Source organism: Spiroplasma tabanidicola (assembly GCF_009730595.1).
Classification (GTDB): Bacteria; Bacillota_I; Bacilli_A; order Mycoplasmatales; family Mycoplasmataceae; genus Spiroplasma_A; species Spiroplasma_A tabanidicola.
Genome location: NZ_CP046276.1, coordinates 440,877 through 465,282 on the forward strand (window position 1 = coordinate 440,877; position 24,406 = coordinate 465,282).

The following is a 24,406-nucleotide window of genomic DNA, read 5'->3' on the forward strand; positions in this document are numbered from 1 at the left end:
TAAAAAATGAAAAAAATAGTTAATATTATTGGTGCTGGATTAGCAGGCTGTGAAGCAGCTTATCAACTTGCAAAAAGACAAATATATGTAAATTTATATGAAAAAAAGACAATCAAAAAAAATAGTGTTCAAACATTAGATTTATTTGCTGAGCTAGTTTGTTCAAATACTTTGAGATCAACTGATTTAAAAAATGCTGTTGGAACCTTAAAAGAAGAAATGAGATTATTAGACTCTTTGATTATAAAAGCAGCTGAGTTTGCAAAAATACCAGCTGGCGAAAGTCTAGCGGTAGATAGAAAAAAGTTTTCTCAATATATTACAGATACAATGAAAGAAAATCAGTTTATTAACGTTATGGAACAAGAAATAATAGATATTGATAGTTCGATACCAACTATTATAGCTTCAGGTCCTTTAACTAGTGAAAAATTGCAAGAAAGCATTTCTAAATTTGTGGGAAAAGACTATTTTTATTTTTTTGATGCAGTTTCTCCAATAATAAAAAAAGATTCAATTAATTTTGATATAGTTTTTAGAAAAAATCGATATGAAAAAGGAGAAACTCAAGATTATTTAAATTGTCCAATGAATAAAGAACAATATACAAAGTTCTATAATGAACTAATAAATGCAAAAATAACAGATACTCATTTGAAGGAAGAAAAAGATTTAAAAGTATTTGAAGGTTGTATGCCAGTTGAAGTTATGGCAAAACGAGGTTTTGATACTCTTACTTTTGGCCCTTTGAAACCTGCGGGTTTACGAAACTTGGATGGTACAAATAACTTTGCAGTTGTGCAACTAAGACAAGATAATGCTGCAAATGATTTATATAATCTTGTTGGTTTTCAAACAAACTTAACTTGACCAGAACAAAAAAGAGTTTTTCAATTAATTCCTGGATTAGAAAATGCTGAGTTCGTAAGATATGGAGTAATGCATTTAAATAACTTTATAAATTCTCCAGAATTATTAAATGAATTTAATCAACTTAAATCAAACAAAAACATCTATTTTGCAGGACAAATAACTGGGGTTGAAGGATATGTTGAGTCAACTAGTAGTGGAATAATTGCTGCTATTAATATGGCGAGAATGATTAATAATGAACAACAAGTTATTTTCCCAAAAGATAGTGTAATTGGAGGATTACAAAATTATATTATTTCAACAGATTCTAAAAATTTTCAACCAATGAAAGCAAATTGAAGTATTGTTGATCCACTAAATTTAATAAAAAAAGAAAAAAAAGAAGTAAGAAAAGAAATGTATTCTAATCGTGCCATTAATTCAATTAAAACTTTTATTAAAGAATATAAATTATAGTCTTTATAAAGACATTTTTAATAAAAAAGTTGATAATTTTTATTAAAAAGACTACAATCTTAAAGTTATAAGAGGTAAAGAATGAAATTATATGAAAAAGAAAGTCTTTTTTGATTTGGTTTACACAGAATTGCAAAAGATGATCCTGAGTTAAAATATAACATTACAACTCAAAAAGAACTTATAAATGATTTATACCCTTTAGTTCACCTAGGTGTTATCCAATACACTTTATATCGTGGTATTTCCTTACAAGAAATTCCAATAGAAGAAACTAATGAATATGTAAATTATATTTTAGAAAATATGGATGAAATTTACAAAATTAAATATAGATTTGTAAAAGAAAAGCCAAAAAAAATTAATCTTAATGATAAAGAGATTTATTCACTTTGTGAAGATATTATAAGTAGATTATTTATTCCTTTTATGAATGAATATGCTTTTAAAAAAGTAAGTTCTACAATAGGAATGAATGGTTCTTATATTCGTGAATCATTATTAAGTTATGAATATGATATTAACCATGAATCAGATGATGGTAAACTAAAAACTAGTGTTTTATATCCATTTTTATTCACTTTAAGTTTGATAAAAATCTTTGATAAAAAAGGTTTGTACAATCGTATTTTAAAAACTTATCAAAAAGATGATTTAATAAGAAAATATAAAGCTGGAAGAGAATGAAAGAAAAAAGAAATTGATTATCTTCAAGAAAGTTATGAACTATTAAATAATGATGAAGAATGAAGTTTATTTTTAAGTAATTTCTCTATTTCAAAATGAGATGTGTTTGATATGAAAGAAAGATTTAAAGCTTTATTTCAATTAACAAAAATAACAACTATTTTGATGAAGGATGAAATTACAGCTGTTACTATGTTATCTGATGGTGAAGAAGTTTATGAAATGTTAGAAAATTACTTACCAATGTATATTGATTATGATCGATATATTAATGAAGAAGGGGTAATAGTTCATGATCTTGGTGAACATGATAAATTTGTATTTTCACCATTCTCGCAAAGAAATGTAAACTTTTCAATCTTATTGCCTTATATTGAATCAAAAAACGAAAGACATGTTGCATGTGATTATAAGAAATTGCAAACTACATTATTTATATTTTTAAAATCATATTCTAAGGTAAGAAACTTATTATTAACCCATGAATATCTTCCCAAAATTATTGATATTTTAATTGAAGGTAAGAAAAAAATATTTTGTGATATTTTGGGTATATTTGAAGAAGTTAAAGATCATAAATATAAAAGATTGATTGATTTTGAAAACTTTACTGAAGATTTGTTCTTTTTAACAGAAGAACAAATTAATCAAGCATTAGAATCAAATCCTAAAAATCTTGAAGAATTTATTGCTATCCCTGCATTTGAAAAAATTGGAAAAGTAATGACTTTTAATTTAGCTTTAAAAAATTATACAGCAAGAACAGTTGATTATAGACTTTATGAGTTATTAAAATATTTATTAGTTTTATTTGGTCCGCATCCATTAGACCACACAGTTCAATCTTTAGAAAATATTGAAAATTTTTACAATAAGTTCGAAACTTTTGTTAGAATGTATGAGAGCCAAAAAGAAAAAAATGGCAATAACCAAATAGTTATTGACTTACAAAAATCTTTAGAGTTACCGTTAAAGTTATTAAATTGAAAAAAAGATTAAAATATCTAGCAAATATAATTCAATTTTGCTATTATATTTTTGTCTTATTGCCCACGTAGCTCAGTAGGATAGAGCATGCGCCTTCTAAGCGTAGGGTCAGAAGTTCGAATCTTCTCGTGGGCGCCATTTATAAAAGCGCAAAAGCAACAATTGTTGCTTTTTTTATTTATTTAAAACTATGTTAATATTTAATTGAAAAAAAGATATGGAGATGTTGTATGTTAGCTATTTATGATGAAAATGGACTTACCGAATATGGTAAGAAAGTTGTTTATATATTTACAGCAGTTTTGTTATATATTTGTGGGATTATTGGACATATGCTATTTGTGTTTTTATTTTCTAGAAATAAAGAAAGAGATGAAAAAAAAGTAACTAAAGTGGTCCTGTGAATTACATCATTTATTTTTATTCCAGGTTGGCCAATAATGACTATTATAGTATTTGCTATTTTAGAGAGAAATGGAAAAGCATTTTTAAGTTGATTTCCAACTATTAATAATCCATTTGTTTTAAATGAAAAATATTATAAAGATAAAATAAGAAAAAAAGAACCGACAATAAAAAAACAATAATAAGTATATAATTAATACAAATTTAAAGAAAAGAGTTTTATAATTGGTGAGTCAATAGGAAGTTTATTGGGAGATTATTTTCGATATGCTTATAATTATAAGTTTTTAGACAATGAAACAAAAGATAAAACTATCAAAAAAAATGTTTATAAAGGTTATGTCAGATCTGCTTTAATAGAATTGTTAATTGCACTTTTATTTGGAATTTTAGCCATAATTTTTAGTAAGTATGTTTTAAATTATAAATCTGTATATTCATCAATTTTTTCAGGATTTTTTTTTCTAATGTTTTTTTAATGTTTATGAGACAATGTATGTTTGCTGTTTGTGTATATAAATTAAAAAAAACAGTTAACTATGAAAAAGAAAACTTTACTTTTATATTTTTTTATAGTTGTTTTTTAATTTTTACACCATTTATAGGATTTTTTACAAATCTAATATATTTTAAAAGAGTTAAGAATTATGCTTTAAGTCAAGGTTATAAATATCAATAATAAAAAAATTTAAGTTTGTTAAGGTTTTTTACTTGACAAACTTTTTATTTAATATAGTATTAAAGTTGTCTTTAAAATAGAAAAAAAAGGAGGAAAAAATGGTAAAACTAAGGTTAAAAAGAGCAGGTAAAAAAAGAGCAGCATTTTACAGAATAGTAGCTGCAGATGCTCGTGTTAAACGAGACGGTGCTTATATTGAACTATTAGGAACATACAACCCATTAAATGGAGTTGTTGATCTTAAAAAAGAAGTTGCTTTAAAATGATTACAACAAGGAGCACAACCAACAGATACAGTTAGAAGTATTCTTTCAAAAGAAGGTGTTATGACTGAATTACATAATGTGAAACTAGAAGTGTCAAAATCAGTACCTAAAAAAGAAAAAGCAGCTAAAAAACCAGTAGCTGCTAAGCCAAAAGCTACTAAAAAAGTAGCAGAAGCAAAAGCATAGTAATGATTGAAAATCTATATTTATTGTTAGATAAAATTATACTTAATGCTCTACCTAAAGAATCAACATATATTTTTAAAAAACAATTAGAAACAAAAGATGAATATAAATTTATCCTCTTAATTGATGAAAAAGTTAGTAACTCAAAACTATTTAAAAAAAATAGTTTGATAAAAACAATATTAGATGCTTTAAATCTAGAAGTATCGAAATATGAAAAAAAAATCTCAATTGATGTGGAGGTATATGATGAACTTGGATAAACAATTGCTAAAAGTAGGTAAATTAAAATCTACTCATGGTATTAAGGGTGAATTTAAGTTTTGATTAGATGATGGTATTTATATTATTGATGATTTAAAAGATAAACAAATCTTTTTAAAAGACTTAAAAAATAATTTAGATGTTTACTTAATTGAAAATTTTCATGAAGTGGCAAATAAATTAGTAATTAAGTTTAAAGGTATTGATAATATCAATGATGCATTAAATTTTATTGGTCAAGAAGTATTTTTTAAAATTGAAGATAATTTGATAGAACACGAAGAAACACTAATAGATTTTAAATTAGTTGTAAATAACAATACTATTGGAACTGTTATAGATGAAATGTTTAATGGAGCTCAAGATTTAGTTAAAATTAAAACTAATGATAATAAACAGTTTTGAGTACCTTGTGTAGATGAATATGTTATTGAAATAGATTATGATAACAAAATTATTTATGCAAAAAACATCGAAATATTAATTTAATGAAATTTACAATAATAACGTTATTTCCAAATTTAATTAAAAGTTACATTAGTGAATCGATTATCAAAAGAGCAATTGAAAAAAACAAAGTTGATATAGAAATTGTAGATTTAAGAAACTATACAAATTACTCTCATAATCAGGTTGATGATTATCAATTTGGTGGGGGAAAGGGAATGGTTTTAATGGTTGAACCAATAGTTAATGCTATTGAAAAATATAAAACCAATGAATCATTAGTAATACTAACTTCACCTCAGGGAAAAACTTGAAATCAAAAATTATCAAAAAACTATGCAAATAATTGTAAACATATAATTATAATTTGTGGTCATTATGAAGGTTTTGATGAAAGAGTTTTAGATTATGTTGATCTTGAAGTTTCGATTGGCGATTATGTTTTAACAGGTGGAGAATTAGCAAGTTTAGTATTAGTTGATTCAATAACTAGACTAATTGATGGAGTTATTCAAAATGAATCTCATTTAAATGAAAGTTTTGAAAACAATTTATTAGATTATTCAGTTTATACAAAACCAGTTGATTTTAGAGGAAAAGTCGTTCCAGAAGTCTTGTTAAGTGGACATCATGCAAATATTGAAAAATTTAGACATGAAAGTAGATTAAAAAACACTTACTTAAAAAGACCAGACTTATTAAACGAACAAGAATTATCAAAAACAGATAAAGAATTTTTAAATAATTTAAAAAATAGAAAGGAAGAATAGAAAAATGAACATGTTAACTAAGAAGACTAAATCTTTAGTAGAAGAACAATTAAATAATAATCTTCCTGAATTTACTTCAGGAGATACTATTAAAGTTAATGTAAAAATTAAAGAGGGAGATAAATACCGTATCCAAGCATTTGAAGGTGTTGTGATTAAAACACAAGGTAGTGGAATTTCATTTTCTGTATGTGTAAGAAAAAATTCTGGAGGTATCTTTGTTGAAAGAACTTTCCCAATTCATTCTCCTATCATTGACTCAATTGATGTTATTAAACGTGGTCGTGTTAGAAGAGCAAGAATTTATTACATTAGAAAATTATCTGGTAAAGCTGCACGTATTAAAGAAGTTGTTAATTCAAAATCAAAAGATCTTAAAGCAAAAACAGCTGTTAAAGCAGCTCCAAAAAAAGCAGCTCCTAAAAAAGAAGCAACTCCAGATTCAACTAAATAATAATTTAATTACAGCAGCAATGCTGTTTTTTTATTATTCAGTAATTTTTGTATCTTTCTTTATTTTTTTGTATAATAAAAATAGAAAGAATGAATAATGAATATTATTATAACAATTAGTAAAATTTAAAAACATTAGATTTATAAGTAGTTTAAATCTTTTATTGTAGTATTTGTTTTTAACAAATTATTTTTTAGATTTTCCTTTTTTAATATAATAGCTGTTTTATTTTTTTTTAAAAAAGGAGGGATATTATTAAAAATATAATATATTTTAATATGATGAAAAATATTAAAAACAAATTTTTTTTAACTTTTAACATATTAGTTTTTCTATTGATAATTATATGCGGAATAGTTATGTTTTTGTTATCCGATGTTAATTTCAAAAAAACTCTTATATATACAAACAGTATAATTTATGTATCATGAACTCTTATAATAACTTATATTAATTTGATATTTATTTCTAATTCAATGATTTTTGATCATGAAAACGGAATTATTAATTTAGAGGTTTCAAAAGGTTTTAAACAAAGTGAACTATTATTATACAAAACATTAGCAAAGTTTTTTTACTCTATTGTTTTTAATATTTCATTAATAATAGTAATGGTTTGTTTGCTTTATATCATAAATCCTGTAAATCTTAATTATATTGCTAAGAATTTAATACCTGGTTTTCTTTCTTTTATAGCTTTTGATTTTCTAATAACAGGCTTATATTTCACATTTTGCTCTTTTAAAAAAATTAGAATAGTTTTATCATTAACTAGTTTTGTTTCTATTCTTTATATTTTTTCACCTTTAGTTGGAAGAATACAGTTTATTATAGGAGAAGGAAAAGTAAATGTTAACTGAAATTCTTTTAGTTATGATGTAGAATTTTTAAAAAATTTAGAAGATTTATCATATAAAAAAGATGGATTAATCTACTCATTATTATATAATTTAGGATCATTAAAAAATGACTACTCTTTAAAAAAAGATTTTAAAGGTACCACAGATAATTGCGAAGATAAAAATTATATTTGTTATTACGAGCAGTTTGATGAAGAAAATAAAAATAGAGATGTTTCATGAGGGTATAGTTATGTAGCAGCAAATGGTTTGATGTTAGATGTGGAATATTTTTTAAATAATAGTAAAACATTTTCTCAAAATTTTAAATACACATTAAATGAAAAAATAAATGAAAATAAAATATATAAATTTTTTAACATTACTATAATGAAAAATAATGAAGGTAAATTTGAAGACACATATTTTTACAAACCTTCAAAAAATAATTTATCTGGTAAAAATCAATTATTAGATTATTTTTCTTATATACAACAAGATGAAATGATATTGAACATAAAAAAAATTTTTAATTTATCAATGTCTAATCAAGAATTAAAAGAAGAAATTAATTCTGTTAATAATATTCTTCTGAAATATTTTGAAAGTATTTTTTACAATAATTTTGATAGCCATAATTATAAAGTTTATTCTTTAATTAGAGAAATTATTCAAAATTATGACTATGATATTGAAAATAAAACTAGTTTAGTAAACGAAAAAGACTTTTATGAAAATGCAAAACTAAAAAATGGAAATCGTTTATATATGGCATTGTTATTTAATTTATTTGATGAGTATCTAAGTACTTGAGAAGGAGACTTAAAAGATTTTGAAAAAATATATAACTATATACAAACTAATGACTTTTATTATAATAAGTTTTTTACATTAAATCCAATATATTATCATTTGAATCTATTAGGATTTAGTACATATTCTAGTTATACAGATGATATATTAACTCAAAACAAAGTTTATGATTTAAATATGCCAATTAGATCTTTTTTAGTTGAAAAAAATCCAAATTATATGCAAAGTGATTATAAAAGTAAGTTTAGTATGTATGATAGTTTAGAAAATTCATATATTAAAAAAATTAATTTATCTAAAAGAGTAGTTAGTTCAGAATTTATATATATAGGATATATTTTATTCGGGATATTGTCAGGTTTAATTGGAATCTTAATTTATAGAAAGGTTAATGTCTTTTAGAAAGGGGTATAACATGAAAATTATAATAAAATTATTTGTATTTCTATTCGTTTTCCCCATTATAATGCAAACGCTTTCATCTTGTAATGCTAAAAAAAATAATAGTTCTCTAAGAGATGATGGGTTAATTGGTAAAAGAGAGATAACTAATATTTTAAATAGTCTTGTAAGTGAATCTTATTTATCTTTTAATCAAATTAATAGTGATATAAAAAAAGCTTTTAGTAATTATGACTATATAAGATTTGAAGAAGAAGAAATAAATAAAAAAAGTTTTTTAATTAAAACAGATTTAGCAAGCTTTTCTAAAAGCGCTTGAAATGTTGATATATCAGTAACAGAATCTTCATTTGAAAATGGTAAATATTTTTTTAATAATAATTTATCAATTGTATATAATTATCAATTTAATAGATCTTTAGTAAAAATTGATAAAGTTATTTTAAACTCTTATCAAGAAAATTATTATGGAAACGATGTATTAAATCCAATAATTGTTGAAAATTTTGATGAAGTGGAAAATTTAAAAATAAGGATCACAAAAAATAGAGAGTATGTTTCAAGTTGAGAGTATGATTTTGAACAATCCAATAAGATTTATTTTTATATTAAAAAAAATTTGACTTCAAAAGAACCAATTGTTATTAGTGTTGTATTCTCGGGTAATAATACTAAACAAGATACGGTTTTACAAATAAACAACTTTTATTATGAAAAAAAAGAACCAGCAAAAATTGATTACACAATTAATGGTAGTGAGTTTTTTTGAGGAGATGAAATATTAATAACAATAAAAAATTTAAATAATCTAAGTAATTTTTCTTTTGACACTGGAAACGATATTTTAAAAGGCAAAGCAAAATTAGTATCAAATCAAATAAAATTTAAAGCATACTTTGAAAACGAAAATGCTAACACAATTGATAAAAATAAATATTTATATATTAATTTAAGGTCTGAAAATGATAGCGAATTAATAACAATACATATTAAACCAATTAGACCAATAGATATCGATATAAATAATATTCAATTAGATGTAGGTAAACCAACAAACTTTACTTTAAATAAGAGATTTAAAGATGTAAGTTTAAAAATAAATCAAAATTATGAAAATAGTTTAGTATCCTTCCTTAATGGAAAAATTGATAAAAAAGAGAATTCTGCTAATTATGAAGGATTAAGCGAAATAAGTTTAGAAGGTTGATGATATAGTTCTATAATGAATCGTGAATCTGGAGTTTTAAAATGTAAATTTTATATAGAGATTGATTCAATAGAATATCAAAAAGTTTTGTCATATAGTCTAGGCTTTGAAATAGTAAATAGCACAGAACAGCTATATATTGATAAAAATGATTATAATTTTATTTCGGTTGAAGAGGACAAAAAGTTAACATATAAAAATATTGACAATGCTATTTTTGTCAAAACAAACTCTTCAGAAATAAATTTAAATTTACAAACTAATTTTTTTAGAAAAATAAAAGAAAGCACAAAATTTGTTGAAAATGATGTAATTGTTGTATCTGAAATTAGTCATATTTTTCCAAGTAAAAGCGAAAATTTTTATACAGTTCAAATATCAATTAATATTGAAAAAATAAAATCTATACCAAGCAAAACTCAAGAATTAAAAACAGTATTTTCTTATAAAAATAATTTATATCTTGAGATATCAATAACTTATGACGAAAATTTATAAAAGGAGGTATTTATGTTTATAATAGACAATGTTTCAAAAGAATTTAAAGAAAAAAAAGGTATTTTTAATATATCTACATCATTTAATCAAGGTGATATTGTTGGTTTAGTTGGTGATAATGGCGCTGGTAAATCAACTCTATTAAAATGTTTATTTAATGCATATAAAGTTGATAGTGGTGAATTTTGATATAAAAATGAAAAGCTTAACAAAAATAGTTTAAAAAAATTTTCATTTTTTCCAGATCAAAGTATATATCCAAAAAATATAAGTATAAAAGATTTTTGTATTTATTCAGCAAAATTATCAGGTATAAAAACAAAAGAAGCTAAATCAAGAGCAAATTACTTATTAGAAGTATTAAATTTAATAGAATATAAAAATAAAACATTTAAATCACTTTCGGCAGGTATGCAAAAAAGAGCATTATTGGCAATTTGCTTAATTAATGAACCTGAAATAATTGTTTTAGATGAACCTACAGCAAATTTAGATGTAAGCACAAGAGTTGATTTTATAAACTTGTTAAAACTATTAGCACAAAACGGTAAAACTATTCTTATAACAAGTCATATTATAGATGAGTTACAAAAGTTTATAAATAAATTAGTAATAATTGATGAAGGACACATAGTATTTGATAGATATTTGCATCCTGATGACAATATAGAAAATATTTATTTTAATATTACTAATAGAAAAAAAAGAAAAAGTATTGATATACAAAATCTTTCTTTTTAATTTTTAAAACATATTTTATATTTTTTTAGTATTTAAAACACTTTATTAAAAGTGTTTTTTTATTTATAAATTAATGAAATTAGATAGGAGTTGAACTATAATTATATTGGTGATAATATGAAAAAATACAAATGAGTTAAAGGGATGAATTGTTTAAGTTTAATAATATACTTTTTACTAGTATTTATAACAGGAACTATGTATTCGTATTATTTTTTTGGGGTGAAAAGCAATATTAATTTTGAATTTCCCGAACTATATATATTAATAATGACTATTATAATTTCATGCATAATACTTTTTGTTTTAATTGCATGATTTGTTAACTTTATTATGAAAGAAAAGTTTGAAAAGTATCTAGTATATATAAACTTTGCTATTGCTTTTTTATTTACATTAATTGCAGCAATTGGATTTATATTTATTGACTATGAAAATATAGATCTAGTAAGACAAAACATTTTTTATATATTAATTAGTGTTTCGCTATTATTGACAAGCTATTTGTTTTATAGTCAAATTCGTAATAAAAAGAATTACTAATAAAATTACATATTTGTTAAAATAATGATACTAAAAGGAGCTATTTATGAGTGATAATTATTATGAATTAACTAAAAATAATATAAGAGATTTAATTAGTGAAAGTCACTTTGAAGAAGCAATGATAATTATCAATGATGAACTTTCTGCTCCTTATATACCAAAAGATTTTGAAAGAGCTTTAAATCGATATAAATTTGAAATTGAAGAAATTCTTAAAAAAGATTCAAAAACTTCTTCTTCTAATTGAAGTTTAGAAAAAGTCGTTGATATTATGCAACAATCATTAGATCAAGAAATGCATTTAGTTGCTTTTGATAATTTAAGAAACCTTAATGCAAGAAAAATTTTAGATCATATTAAAGATTATTTGAATGATGAAAATATCAAAAATGAATATAAAACATTTTTATTAATGGTTTTGATTGAACAAAAATTAGATGAGTTTCTTTTAGTTAAAAAGAAAGAAGGAATAATAACAATTAATCCTGCTAAATTTGATTTAAAAGAATCTCAAGATTTTTTAAGAAACTTAGAATATCGCTTAATGACTTTAGTAAGCGACAAAGACCCAAGTTTATTTTCTATTTGTCGTCATGTTGCAAATACCTATTTTTATAATATTTTTCCAGACTTTAAACTTGAACAAAATAATATTGATGATATTGTTGCATGTGTTTATATCTATTCAAGAAAAGCATTAGGGATTGGTGAAGATATTTATCTAAATGATAAATTAAATTTTAATTATGACAATGCAATGTTATTATTAAGTAAGTTTGAAAAAATAATATAGGAGTTTATTTATGAAAAAAGAATCTTTTAATAAAGAAGACTTTAAAGTCTTTGAAGATAAAAAAAATATAATGGCACAATTATTTGGAATTAGTTGTAGTGTTTGTGGAATTGATGAAATTGCTTATGTTGCTTCTAACGCTCCAAAAACAATTGGACAAATTGCTCAAGAAGCATATGATGAAAATCCTGATATAAGCGATGAAGAATTAGATAAATTAATAGAATCACCACTTGAAGCATGACAAGAAGTTGATGATTACAACTCATCAATTGGTATGCCAACTTTTGCTTGTGATAATTGTTATAACCAATTGTTAAATGGAGAAATTCAAATTTCTGATTTGAATCAAGAAGAGGAATAAGAAATGAAGTTTGTAGATTTAGCAAAATTTAACATCAAATCTGGAAAAGGTGGCGATGGAGCTGTTTCTTTTCGTCATGAGTTATATGTTCCTAATGGAGGTCCAAATGGTGGCGATGGTGGAAAAGGTGGCGATGTGATTTTTATTGCTGATGAAGGAAAATCTTCATTATTAGACTTAAAATTACAAAAATCATATGCAGCTGAAGACGGTCATAAAGGTGATATTAAAAATATGCATGGAAAAAACGGTAAAGACATTATTGTAAAAGTACCTGTGGGTACTGTTTTATTTAATGATGAAACTGGAGATTTGCTTGCTGATTTTACGACGGATGGAGAACAAAAAATACTTGCACTTGGAGGAAAAGGCGGAAGAGGTAATGCAAGATTTGCAAACTCAAGAAATAAAGCCCCAACAATTTTTGAAGCTGGAGATCCTGGAATTGAAATTAATATTAAAGCTGAATTAAAAGTTTTAGCAGATGTAGGATTCGTTGGTCTTCCAAATGCTGGTAAATCCACTTTATTAAGAGCAATTTCAAATTCTAAACCAGAAGTTGCAGATTATCCTTTCACAACCATTAATCCTCAATTAGGAGTTTCTAGAGACAAACAAGGAAGAACCTTTACAGTTGCAGATTTACCTGGATTAATTGAAGGAGCAAGTTTAGGAAAAGGATTAGGTCATGAATTTTTAAGACATATTGAAAGATGCAAAATTATTTGTCATGTTATCGATATGTCAGGAAACTACGGAACAGAAGATGTTGTAAAAAATTATGAATTAATCAGAAAAGAACTAGTTGAATATAATTTTAATTTAGAAAAAAGATTAGAAATAATAGTAGCAAACAAAATAGATACTGAAGAAGCGCAAATAAATACTTTATATTTTAAAGAAAAATATAATGATAAGAATATAATAGAAGTATCTGGATTAAATAAAATAAATATAGATAAACTTCTTTTAGAAATTGGAGATAAATTAGAAAACTTAAAAGATGAACCTCTATGATTAATAAAAGAAGATCAAGAAAGTGACTTTAAGTTATATACTTTTGAATCTGATTTAAAAGATGTTGTTGTAAATAATTTAGGAAATGGAAAATGAGATATAACAGGAAAAGACGTTTTAAAAGTTTATCAAAAAACACCAATTTCAACTCACGATAATTTATTATTATTTAACGAGAAATTAAAAAATTTAGGAGTATATGAATTATTAAGAACTAAAGGTGCTAAAAAAGGCGATATAGTAAAAGTTTTTGATTTAGAACTAGAATGGATGGATTAAAATGAATTTAAAAGAGTATTTAGATTATTTAGTAGAATGATTAAGAAGTGAAGTTAAAAAAGCTGGTCAAAAAGGAGTAATAATTGGAATTAGTGGAGGTATTGATTCTGCAGTGGTTGCTGCACTTGGTAAAAAAGCATTTCCTGACAATTATTTAACAGTTTGAATGCCTTGTCAATCAAGTGATTTAGATGAAAAATGTAAAGCAGACTTAATTAATAATTTGGATTTAAAATCAGTTACAGTAGATTTAAAATCAACTTTTGAAACAATTAGTAAAGCTTTAAATGAATCTGGAATTGAACAATCAAAACTTGCATTAGCAAATACAAAAGCAAGATTAAGAATGACAACTTTATATTCAATGGCTCAAACACATAACTATTTAGTTTTAGGAACTGATAATTGAGCAGAGTGACATTTAGGATACTTTACCAAATTTGGTGATGGGGGGGTAGATTTATTACCAATTGTTCATCTACTAAAAGGCGAAGTTAAAGAAGCTGCAAAATTTTTAAATGTACCTGAATCAATAATTAATAGAGCTCCAACCGCTAGTCTCTGAGAAGATCAAACTGATGAACAAGAAATTGGATTTGGTTATGACTTAATAGATAAATATTTATTGGGTCAAAATGTTGAAAATCATATAAAAGAAAGAATTGAACAATTGCATAAAGTATCAGAGCACAAAAGAAATGGCGCCCCTCAACCTAATAAAAAATAGTTAAATATGTATATCGTTTTTATTAATAAAAGAATCACTAGCAGCATAATTTAATATAAAATATATAATATACAAAAAAGAAAGTTTGAGAATAAATATTAATGAAAATTTCAAAAAATATAAGTGCATTAGAAATATACAAAAAAGTTATTTTTACTTATTTTAAAAATAACTTATGATTAAACAACTTTACATCATATTTGATTAATTATAATTATTTTTAAAATCACAAAAAATGTTAGAAGTTAAAAATTTATATAAAGTATTTAAAAATGATGTAGGTGTAAAAGATATCAATTTAAAATTTTTACCAGGAGAAATAATAGGTATACTTGGTCCGAATGGAGCAGGAAAATCAACTTTATTAAAACTTATCTTTAAAGAGTATAAAAAAGATAGTGGAGAAATAATTTATCAAAATGAACAAGGAAATTTAAAAGGATTTAGTTTTTTCACAGATCAGTCATTATTTCCTAAAAATGTAACTTTAAATTTTTTTTGTATGTATAATGCAGAATTAGCAGGAATAAAACCTAAAGAAGCAAAAAAAAGAACAGAACATTTATTAAAGAATTTGGAGTTAGATAAATATAAAAATAAAACTTTTAGATCATTATCGGCTGGTATGCAAAAAAAAGCGATGTTAGCAGTATCTTTAATAAATGATCCAGAAATTATTTTTTTTGATGAACCAACAGCTAATTTAGATATTGATTCAAGAAAAGAATTAATATCATTGATAAAAGATATGAAAGAAAATAATAAATCTATTATAATTGCTAGTCATATTTTAGAAGAACTAGAAACTTTAATTGATAGAGTTATTGTCATAAATAAGGGTAAAGTAGTTGTGAATAAAAAGTTTGATAAAGAAAAAGAAAATTTAGAATTGATTTATTTTGAGAGTATCAAAAATGAAAAGCGAAATAAAAACTTTAAAGATTTAATGAAATGAGATAAGTAATGATGAAATTTTATATATGTTTTAAATATGCACTTTTTTCAATTTTTAAGTCAAAATCAACTTTAATTGTAACAATTTTTTTCTTGTCAACAATTTTTCTAATTAATTTAATATTTGGACTTTATATTAAATTAACTCAAGCGGAATCTGTTGATTTGTTTGTTTTAAATTATATTAACACAGTTTTAATTTTTATTTTTTTAAGTGTTGTTTCTATACTTTTATCAAATGAGTTTTTTACAATCAAAAGAAAAATGGTGTAAAAACAATAGAAATAAAAAATGGTATGAAAATATGAGAAATATTTTTTTCAAAAGTATCAGCTCTTTTATTGGTTATTTTTATATTTTCTATAATTATTTCCACTGTTGTTGTTATAGAGTCGCTAATAATATTCAATGATAATATTTTTGTAACTAAACTTTTATTTATAAATTTATACATTATTTTTTTAGTGCCTCTATTTGTTTTTTCTTTAAATTTGTTAATTGTAAGTTTAAATTTACAAAAAATTAGTTTAATCTTTTCAAGCTTTTTTATGGGATTAATGACTTTATTTTACTTAATAAATGCCGTTTTATATGAATTTAAAAGTGATTCTGGTAAAAATGGTAGCAATCTTATATCAAGCAGCGAATATAATTTTTACCTTAGATACTATATTAAAACATATGAAGAAAAAAATAAAAAAGAAAATAAAATTATAAGTGATTTGGTAGAATATAGTAAAAATTCTGAAAAAATGAAAAATCTAATTCATTTTGATAATTTGGAAAGTTTAAATTTAGAAGAAAGTCGTCTAAAAGATTATTACTTTAGATTTATAACAGATAATAGTTTTTATAGCAGTGGTGATTTATTTTCTAATATAGATTTATTTAATGAATTTAATAAAACATATTTAATAAAGGATGAATATTATAGAGAAGCTAAATATGATGCTAGTTTAATTGAAAATAATTTATTATTTAAGGAACTTTATAATTTCAAAGACACAAAAAATGAAAATGATATTTTTGAGTATAATGACTATAAAAACTTAAAAAAAAGTTCTACTTATTTACATGAACTTAATAGTTACATAAATAAATTGGAAAATTACTTTAAAATAAATAATGAAATAAATTCATATTATTTTGATTTAAAGTCTATAAATAAATTGATTTTGGAAATTTATAAAAAAGGATTTTATTTCACTAACCAAATACTTATTTTATCTAATTCGGTTGGAAGAAATAATTCAAATATTGTAGATTTTTTAAAAGCACCTTTTAATGAAAAAATTGATTATATTAAAAATCAAAAAATTCTTTTTAATATGCAAAAAACTTCTAGTGCAAAATTACTTTATCAAGGCATTTTGTTTTATCTAGTTAATAATTGAAACTATGAAGAACCTTTTACAAATAACACAGAGCAGCCAGATAGTTTTACTTTAAGTTCTTTACAAATGGCAAACTATTATACAAGTCCATTTTTATGATTAGAATTTTTAAGCAAGTTTGGGTTAGTGGATAAAACATTTGATAACATAACCACAATAGAAAGTGCAATTTTTTATAAAAGTAATAATTTTTATATAATAAATAATTCATATTTAAATAATAAATATATTATAAAAGATTATGTTTATGAAGGTCCTAATACAGCATTAATGATTTTTTTGATATTAATTTTTAACTCAATTTTAGTTTTATTTGCATATTCATTATATAGATTTAATTTCTATAAATAATTCTTTATATACTATATTTTTTAGTTGCTTAATGTTTTGTAGCAGTTAAAATTAATTAATAAATATAAGTTTTTTTGACTAATCTTTATTTTTAATAGATAATACATTTACAAGGAGAATTTTAAAAATATGACAGATCAACAAGCAAATAGTATAAGTGATTTTATTGATAATTTAGATGATGAAATAGCAGATAAGATGTTTGAAGAATTAATTGCAGGTATGAGCTTATACTTTGCAATATTAATTTTTGGAGAACAAATCGATAATGTCTTTGAAGACCCTGCTAATAAAGATAAATCAGCAGAAGAAAAAGCTAAAATAATAAAAAGTAATTCAGTTAATGAAGAAGATGTATATGCTGCTTTAATGGGAGCTTTATCAGAAGAAGAAAAAGCTCAAGATTTTGCAGAAGATTGTGTTCAATCAATTGCATTTAATCCTGAATATCCTCAGGTTTTATTAGATAAAATAAAAGAATTAGAAATTGAAGAACAAGATTTCTCATGAAATTTAATAGTTACATTTAAAGATCAATTTATTGATTTCTTTGTAAATGATTTAGATATTGAAGAATGAAAAAATGATATTATTGATGCTTTAGTAGCAAGTTGAGAACAATAATATGGCTATTAAAAAAGTTGCTATTAGCAATTTTTTTAATAAATAAATTTAATTTTATTTAATTTCTTTAACATTTTTTTTAAAAATTATTAAAGAAATTAAATACTAAATATGTTATGATTTATATGATTGTAGATAGGGTTTACAATTTATGGGCTTATATAAAAATAAGGTGAATGTATGTTTCTAGCTAAAACATTTTTTAAAGTATTAACTTTTGAAATTCCATTATGAGTGATTTTGTTAATTTTTGCTTTAATTGGGATTGCTAGTTTATCTATTTACTTTTTTATTCTTTTTAGAAAAAACAAAAAATTTGTGTATGAAAAAGAAGAAGTTTCAGCAAAAGATTTTAAAAGATTAGACAAATTTGAAACTCTTAGAAATGATTTTGAAGTAGAAATCGCACAAGTTAAAAAAATTAGACGTAATTCTAAAAAGTAGTTATATTTTGCTTATAAAAAAGGGGCGTTTTTATGAGTGTATTCAAAAAAATTACAAGTTCTATCATTGGTGGATCAAATAGGGAAAATCAACAAAATATTGTTGATGATTTTGCGTTTCAACAAAACCAAATGAATATGCCAAATCAAAACAACTACCCTATAAATCAGTTTAATCATCATCACCAATATAATTCAAATAATATGCAACAAAATCAGTTTAACAACCCACAAATGCAACAAGGTTTTTCAAATCCAACTAGTATGTATCAAGAACAATTGATTAATCAAAAAAATTATGTTCCTATGCAAAATAATAACCAATATATGGAAACAAATTTATATAATGAACCTCAAGTTGTAAATAATAGTTATCAAAATCCTTATATTAATAACCCAAATCAATATCAACCACAATCTCAAAACTTAAATTATCAACCTCAAAATAACCCTAATCTAAATTTTACAAATGCACAACAAGGATATATTCAACCAGAATTTCAAAATTATCCAAGAAAAAATCGCAACCCAAATAATTATTACAATGATAATATGTTACAGCAACCAGCTTTAGACTTTGATAATATTAATCAAATTGATTATGGAAATTACTATGATCCTAATCAAGAATATTTACAAAATCAAAACTATATAAATCAAAACTTATATCAAGGTCATATTCAGTATACAAATCATATTGAACAACAAAAAATGCAAAATCAAGGATTTAATAACTACCAAGCAAATCAAAATATGTATCAAAATCAATATTTTAACCAAGCACAAACATATTATCGTCCTGAAAGTTATGCAGCAAATCAAATGGTAGGATATCAAAGAAGCCCTGCTAATAACTATAATGGTTATAATAATAATACTTATAAACAAAGATTTTCAAAATCTAACATAATCCCAAATGAAATTGCAAAAGAAATTAGAGCAGAAAAATTAAGAAATGCTTTATTGTTTTTAATCGGATTGACAGGAATAATTGCAACATCTCTAATGTTAGCAATTTATTATAAAACAAGTAATCAAAATGAAAAATGGTTAATATTTAGTAGAAAACATACTATTTATCCATTCTTTTCAATTTTCTTATTATTAATTTCAACATGTTTCTTTTTTATGAGTGTCACAGATTATACATTACTAACTTCAAATGTTAAAAAATATGAAAGAGATTTATTGAATGGTAGAGAAATAGTTCCTTACTTTATAACAAGAAACTATCGATCAATAATAGCAAGAAGTGTTTATATTAATTGGATTGGATTTTCAACATATATAGTTGGTGCAATCTGTTTAGGAATTTTATATGGATTACAAGCTTTATATAAAGAACATCCTGATGAACCTATTACTATTTTCTTTTGAAAAATAGGTACAATGAAATCATTTGAATCTGATATTATTGTAAATATTGTTGTATTAATGTCTGTATTTGGAGTTCATATTTTAAATATAATTACTTCAAGAAGTAGAAAAAATAATATTATTAGTTATTATGGATATGAAATAATACCACAACATGAAATTAATGCTATTAGAAAAAAAGCAAATAAAATTTGTTTAATAATATTTATTGTTGTTTGTTGTATTATATTATTTGCAATATTAATTCCTTGACTTGTAATTAGAAAGAAAAAAGGATTAAGTTGAAAACCATGACAAAGAAGCAAGAATTAAAGAATAGAAATATAAAAAGTTTATATGTTCACATCCCTTATTGTGAACATATTTGTTTTTATTGTGATTTTGCAAAAACAATTAAACCAAAAAGTAAAGAAAATGTTATTGAGTATTTGAATAACCTAGAAAATGAATTAATAAGTTATGAAAATAGGTTAGATAATTTAGAAACTATTTATATTGGTGGAGGAACACCAAGTTGTTTAGATGAAGAAGAAACTATTTTATTATTAAAGTCTTTATCTAAATATGTAAAAAATAATAAAGATTTTGAGTTTAGCATTGAATTAAATCCTGAATCAGTTAGTGAGACTAAATTAAAAATTTATAAAGAATATAAAATAAATAGAATTAGTATGGGAATTCAAACTTTTAATAATGATTTATTAAAAAAAATTGGAAGAATACATGATAAAGATTTAGCTGTTGAAAAGTTTAATTTAATTAGAACTATTGGATTTGACAATATTAGTATTGATTTAATGTATAACTTATTTAATCAAACTAAGGAAAATATAATAGAAGATTTAGAATACATAAAACAGTTAAAACCTGATCATATTTCATGATACTCATTAATTATGAAAGATAACTCTATTTGAGGTAAAAAGAATTTAAAAAAACCTGAAAATGATGAATTTTTTGATGTAATTGTAAATGAAGGTTTAAAAAAATTAGGTTACAAAAGATATGAAATCTCAAATTATTGTTTAAATAATAAAATTTCAAAACACAATTTAAGCTATTGAGATAACTCTTTATTTGCAGGAGTTGGCTTTGGAGCTTCTGGTTTTGAGCTAATAAATAAAAAGTATTATTTAACAATAAATGAAGGTACAATTTTAAATTATCAAAAAAAATTTGAAGAATTGTCTATAGAAGACTATTATTTTCAAATTATAATGATGGGTTTAAGATTAGTAGATGGAATTAATATTAGCTTAGAAAAAAATAAAGATGCTTATCTATTTTATAAAGAAAAAATTGAAATCAATATTAAAAAAGGATTTTTATTATTAGAAAATAATTATTTAAAATGTAATGATAAAGGTTTTGATATATTAAATGATATTCTTGTTGATATTTTATAAAAGAGTAAAAAAGTATAAAAATTTGAAAATTTTTATACTTTTTTTTCGATTATATTATTGGGAAGGAAAATTAGTATATGTTAGCAGATTTACAACATAGAAATTTAAAAGAACTTGGATCATCTTTTTATTTTACAAAGCTGAACTTTACTTTTAAAAATGATGAAAACTTAGCGTTTTTTGTTAATCCTAATTTAATTAAACACAAAGTTACAAATAAATATTTCAGGTTACTAAATTATTCTGTCTTGTCAAATGACTTTGAAACAATTAACGATTACATAAAAAACGATTTTCCAAGCTCAAAAATAAAGCATTTATTAAAGTTAGTTGCAAAGACTACTAAAACACTATTTGAGAATAGATTTAAAAATCAAGTTGATTATGAAAATCTGTTTAAATTAAATATTTATTGTCAGTTATTTTTGATTTACATCAGATACAACCCAAATATTTGATTAAAAATGGATATAAATAATTCTAAACAAATCATGAACAATGGTCCTTTGGATTGAAGTATCATTTATTACATAATTAATTATCATGTATTAAGAGATAGTAGATTTGATCTTACTAAAACTCAAAAAAGCATTATAAATAAATTAATGTCAATAGATTTAAATGACAACAACATTCAAACAAGGGACATTATTGATGAAATTGTTGCAGAACCCATATTAGTCATAAAGGTATTTGTTATGCAAAGAGAAGTTATTAAAAGTATGAGAAATCTAAGAACAAGCAAAAGAAAATATAAACACCTTTTATTTTCAACTGCTATGCAATTAATAATTCATTTTATTAATAATAACATTGATGATTATACTAGAGTGACAAACCATTAAAATCATAATATCCCTTGTTAAAAACAAAGTTATCTTTGTTTTTATTTTTTCAAATTTTTTAGCACTTTACTATTGACATTGCTAAAAACCAATGTATTATATTATTGATTAGCAAAAGAACGTATAGAGTGCTAATCAGGAGGTTAAAATATGGATTTTCAACAAAAACCAGACCCTTTAAATGATCCAGAAATTTTAAGTAAATATACAAGGGATTTATCAAAGGATGCAAAAGAAGGAAAAATAGACCCTATTATTGGTAGGGATGATGAAATAATGCGAGTAATTCGTATATTAAGTAGAAAAACAAAAAATAACCCTGTTCTTGTAGGAGAGCCAGGGGTTGGTAAAACAGCTATAGCAGAAGGGCTTGCTCAAAGAATTAATAAAGGCGATGTCCCAAGCATCTTAAAAAATAAAAGAATTTTAGAACTAGATATGGGAAGTGTTATGGCTGGTGCTAGCTATCTTGGAGATTATGAAGCAAGAATAAAAGGGATAGTAAATGCAATTCAAAAAGAAAATGGAGAGATAATCTTATTTATTGATGAGTTACATTTAATTGTTGGTGCTGGAAAAACCGGTAATGGAGGAGGAATGGATGTTTCTAACCTTTTAAAACCAGCTTTAGCTAGAGGCGGATTAAAAGCCATTGGTGCAACAACTTTAAAAGAATATCGTGAATATATTGAAAAAGATGCCGCTTTAGAAAGAAGATTTCAAAAAGTTATGGTATCTGAACCAACAGTTGAAGAAACAATATCAATTTTAAGGGGATTAAAAGAAAAGTTTGAAACATATCATGGAGTAAGAATTCATGATAATGCTTTAGTAGCAGCAGCACAATTAAGTGATAGATATATTGCAGATCGTTTTTTACCTGATAAAGCTATTGATTTAGTAGATGAAGCAAGTGCAACAATTAAAACTGAGTTAGCTTCTGTTCCCACTGAATTATATCAAGTTGATAGAAAAGTTATGCAATTAGAAATTGAAAGAGCTGCTTTAAGCAAAGAAACTGATGAAAAATCAAAAGAAAGATTAACTTTTAATGAAAAAGAGTTAATGAAATATAAAACAATTCAAAATGAATTAACAAGTAAATGAGAAGAAGAGAAAAAAGCTCATGAAAAAATTAATCAATTAAGATCAACAATGGATTCATTAAAAACAGAACTAGATCGTGCTCAAGCAGAAGGTAAGTTTGAGAGAGCAGGAGAGATTCAATATTCTTTACTTCCAGCGATTGAAAAACAATTAAAAAAAGCGGAAAAAGAAGATGAAAATCAATTAATGTCTGAAGAAGTCTCAGAAAAAGAAATTGCAACAATTATTGGAAGATGAACAGGTATTCCAGTTGAAAACTTAATGGAATCAGAAAAACAAAGATTATTAGGTTTAGAAACTTCACTTCGAAAAATGGTTAAAGGTCAACCAGAAGCATTAAAAGCTGTTAGCGAAGCAATTTTAAGAAGTAGAAGTGGAATTAAAGATCCATCAAAACCGATTGGTAGTTTCTTATTTTTAGGTCCAACTGGGGTTGGTAAAACTGAAGTTGCAAGAAGCTTAGCAAAACAACTATTTAGTAGTGAGAAAAAAATGATTAGACTTGATATGAGTGAGTATATGGAAAAACACTCAGTGTCTAAATTAATTGGATCTCCTCCGGGATATGTTGGATATGAAGAAGGTGGAAGACTTACTGAAGCTGTGAGAAGAAACCCTTATTCAATTGTATTATTTGATGAAGTTGAAAAAGCTCATCCTGATGTATTTAATGTGTTGTTACAAATTTTAGATGATGGAAGAATCACAGATTCTTTAGGAAAAACAATTGATTTTAAAAATACAATTATAATTATGACTTCAAATATAGGATCAGATTATTTAATGACCACTGAGCCAGAACTGATTGATGAAAAAGAAATTGAAAATATGCTTAAAAAATTCTTTAGACCAGAATTCTTAAACAGAATCGACAACATTGTAAGATTTAATCCTCTTTCAAAAGAAGTTATTAGAGAAATTATTGAAAAAACTTTAATTGAATTAAAAGAAAGAATTACTGAAAATGGAGAATATATAATCAACTTCTCAGAAACAAGTGTAGAAAAAATCTTAAAAGAAGGTTATGATAGAGACTTTGGAGCTAGACCAATTAAAAGATATATAGAAAAAAACATCGAAACTGTAATAGCAAAATCAATAGTTTCAAGTGAAATTGAACCTAAAAGAAACTATGTTCTAGATGTACAAAATGATCATTTTGTGGTTTCTAGTTCAAATAAATTAAATTAGCACTTGACTACATT

At 23.7% G+C, this 24,406-nt stretch carries 25 protein-coding genes, 1 tRNA gene and 1 pseudogene; all 27 read left to right on the top strand.

Annotation, left to right across the window (positions count from 1 at the left end; translation table 4 throughout):
- Positions 1–6: 6 nt before the first annotated feature.
- The 27 genes and pseudogenes from trmFO to STABA_RS02210 all read left to right on the top strand — a co-directional run bounded on the left by trmFO (position 7) and on the right by STABA_RS02210 (position 24,392).
- On the top strand, positions 7–1,329 hold the full coding sequence (gene trmFO / locus STABA_RS02080) for a methylenetetrahydrofolate--tRNA-(uracil(54)-C(5))-methyltransferase (FADH(2)-oxidizing) TrmFO (RefSeq protein ID WP_156006039.1): 1,323 nt from the start codon (positions 7–9) through the stop codon (positions 1,327–1,329).
- Between the two features lie 81 nt (positions 1,330–1,410).
- The gene (locus STABA_RS02085) at positions 1,411–3,015 is read left to right on the top strand and encodes a hypothetical protein (RefSeq protein ID WP_156006041.1); all 1,605 of its coding nucleotides are present in this window, start codon (positions 1,411–1,413) and stop codon (positions 3,013–3,015) included.
- A 49-nt stretch (positions 3,016–3,064) separates the two neighbouring features.
- Positions 3,065–3,141 (top strand) — tRNA-Arg (locus STABA_RS02090).
- 92 nt (positions 3,142–3,233) lie between these two features.
- The gene (locus STABA_RS02095) at positions 3,234–3,590 is read left to right on the top strand and encodes a hypothetical protein (protein WP_156006043.1); all 357 of its coding nucleotides are present in this window, start codon (positions 3,234–3,236) and stop codon (positions 3,588–3,590) included.
- A gap of 66 nt (positions 3,591–3,656) precedes the next feature.
- Positions 3,657–3,887: a hypothetical protein gene (locus tag STABA_RS02100; RefSeq protein ID WP_156006045.1), complete on the top strand. Its 231-nt coding sequence runs from the start codon at positions 3,657–3,659 to the stop codon at positions 3,885–3,887.
- A gap of 298 nt (positions 3,888–4,185) precedes the next feature.
- Positions 4,186–4,539, top strand: a complete 354-nt coding sequence (gene rpsP / locus STABA_RS02105; protein WP_156006047.1) for a 30S ribosomal protein S16 — start codon at positions 4,186–4,188, stop codon at positions 4,537–4,539.
- A 2-nt stretch (positions 4,540–4,541) separates the two neighbouring features.
- Positions 4,542–4,802 (top strand): hypothetical protein, encoded by a 261-nt coding sequence (locus tag STABA_RS02110; RefSeq protein WP_156006049.1) that lies wholly within the window; start codon positions 4,542–4,544, stop codon positions 4,800–4,802.
- Positions 4,789–5,292, top strand: coding sequence for a ribosome maturation factor RimM (gene rimM / locus STABA_RS02115; protein ID WP_170264681.1), 504 nt, complete (start codon positions 4,789–4,791; stop codon positions 5,290–5,292). Before STABA_RS02110 ends, rimM begins: the two co-directional genes overlap by 14 nt.
- Entirely contained in the window at positions 5,292–6,020 is a 729-nt protein-coding gene (gene trmD, locus STABA_RS02120) for a tRNA (guanosine(37)-N1)-methyltransferase TrmD (protein ID WP_156006053.1), read from the top strand. The genes rimM and trmD overlap by 1 nt, the downstream gene beginning before the upstream one ends.
- A gap of 10 nt (positions 6,021–6,030) precedes the next feature.
- Positions 6,031–6,387: pseudogene (rplS, locus tag STABA_RS02125) on the top strand (50S ribosomal protein L19); the annotation flags it as partial.
- Positions 6,388–6,833: 446 nt separating this feature from the next.
- Positions 6,834–8,528 (top strand): ABC transporter permease, encoded by a 1,695-nt coding sequence (locus tag STABA_RS02130; protein ID WP_156006055.1) that lies wholly within the window; start codon positions 6,834–6,836, stop codon positions 8,526–8,528.
- Positions 8,529–8,541: 13 nt separating this feature from the next.
- Positions 8,542–10,233, top strand: a complete 1,692-nt coding sequence (locus STABA_RS02135; RefSeq protein ID WP_156006057.1) for a hypothetical protein — start codon at positions 8,542–8,544, stop codon at positions 10,231–10,233.
- 12 nt (positions 10,234–10,245) lie between these two features.
- On the top strand, positions 10,246–10,974 hold the full coding sequence (locus STABA_RS02140) for an ABC transporter ATP-binding protein (protein WP_156006059.1): 729 nt from the start codon (positions 10,246–10,248) through the stop codon (positions 10,972–10,974).
- 117 nt (positions 10,975–11,091) lie between these two features.
- Positions 11,092–11,517: a hypothetical protein gene (locus tag STABA_RS02145; RefSeq protein WP_156006061.1), complete on the top strand. Its 426-nt coding sequence runs from the start codon at positions 11,092–11,094 to the stop codon at positions 11,515–11,517.
- Positions 11,518–11,563: 46 nt separating this feature from the next.
- Positions 11,564–12,313: a hypothetical protein gene (locus STABA_RS02150; RefSeq protein ID WP_156006063.1), complete on the top strand. Its 750-nt coding sequence runs from the start codon at positions 11,564–11,566 to the stop codon at positions 12,311–12,313.
- A 10-nt stretch (positions 12,314–12,323) separates the two neighbouring features.
- The gene (locus STABA_RS02155) at positions 12,324–12,677 is read left to right on the top strand and encodes a hypothetical protein (RefSeq protein WP_156006065.1); all 354 of its coding nucleotides are present in this window, start codon (positions 12,324–12,326) and stop codon (positions 12,675–12,677) included.
- A gap of 3 nt (positions 12,678–12,680) precedes the next feature.
- On the top strand, positions 12,681–13,973 hold the full coding sequence (gene obgE / locus STABA_RS02160) for a GTPase ObgE (protein ID WP_156006067.1): 1,293 nt from the start codon (positions 12,681–12,683) through the stop codon (positions 13,971–13,973).
- Positions 13,969–14,700 (top strand): NAD(+) synthase, encoded by a 732-nt coding sequence (gene nadE / locus STABA_RS02165; RefSeq protein ID WP_343031706.1) that lies wholly within the window; start codon positions 13,969–13,971, stop codon positions 14,698–14,700. The genes obgE and nadE overlap by 5 nt, the downstream gene beginning before the upstream one ends.
- A 235-nt stretch (positions 14,701–14,935) precedes the next feature.
- Positions 14,936–15,664: an ABC transporter ATP-binding protein gene (locus tag STABA_RS02170; RefSeq protein ID WP_156006071.1), complete on the top strand. Its 729-nt coding sequence runs from the start codon at positions 14,936–14,938 to the stop codon at positions 15,662–15,664.
- Positions 15,664–15,927 carry a hypothetical protein gene (locus STABA_RS02175; RefSeq protein WP_156006073.1) on the top strand — a complete coding sequence of 88 codons (264 nt, stop codon included), beginning with the start codon at positions 15,664–15,666 and terminating at the stop codon, positions 15,925–15,927. Before STABA_RS02170 ends, STABA_RS02175 begins: the two co-directional genes overlap by 1 nt.
- Before the next feature lie 23 nt (positions 15,928–15,950).
- The gene (locus STABA_RS02180) at positions 15,951–17,399 is read left to right on the top strand and encodes a hypothetical protein (RefSeq protein ID WP_156006075.1); all 1,449 of its coding nucleotides are present in this window, start codon (positions 15,951–15,953) and stop codon (positions 17,397–17,399) included.
- 129 nt (positions 17,400–17,528) lie between these two features.
- On the top strand, positions 17,529–18,023 hold the full coding sequence (locus STABA_RS02185; protein ID WP_156006077.1) for a hypothetical protein: 495 nt from the start codon (positions 17,529–17,531) through the stop codon (positions 18,021–18,023).
- Positions 18,024–18,203: 180 nt separating this feature from the next.
- On the top strand, positions 18,204–18,467 hold the full coding sequence (locus STABA_RS02190; protein ID WP_156006079.1) for a TIGR04561 family membrane protein: 264 nt from the start codon (positions 18,204–18,206) through the stop codon (positions 18,465–18,467).
- Positions 18,468–18,499: 32 nt separating this feature from the next.
- On the top strand, positions 18,500–20,155 hold the full coding sequence (locus STABA_RS02195; protein WP_156006081.1) for an MSC_0882 family membrane protein: 1,656 nt from the start codon (positions 18,500–18,502) through the stop codon (positions 20,153–20,155).
- On the top strand, positions 20,134–21,249 hold the full coding sequence (gene hemW, locus STABA_RS02200) for a radical SAM family heme chaperone HemW (protein ID WP_156006083.1): 1,116 nt from the start codon (positions 20,134–20,136) through the stop codon (positions 21,247–21,249). Before STABA_RS02195 ends, hemW begins: the two co-directional genes overlap by 22 nt.
- A 77-nt stretch (positions 21,250–21,326) precedes the next feature.
- Positions 21,327–22,094 (top strand): hypothetical protein, encoded by a 768-nt coding sequence (locus STABA_RS02205; protein ID WP_156006085.1) that lies wholly within the window; start codon positions 21,327–21,329, stop codon positions 22,092–22,094.
- A 150-nt stretch (positions 22,095–22,244) separates the two neighbouring features.
- The gene (locus STABA_RS02210; protein ID WP_156006087.1) at positions 22,245–24,392 is read left to right on the top strand and encodes an ATP-dependent Clp protease ATP-binding subunit; all 2,148 of its coding nucleotides are present in this window, start codon (positions 22,245–22,247) and stop codon (positions 24,390–24,392) included.
- The last annotated feature ends 14 nt before the right edge of the window (positions 24,393–24,406 follow it).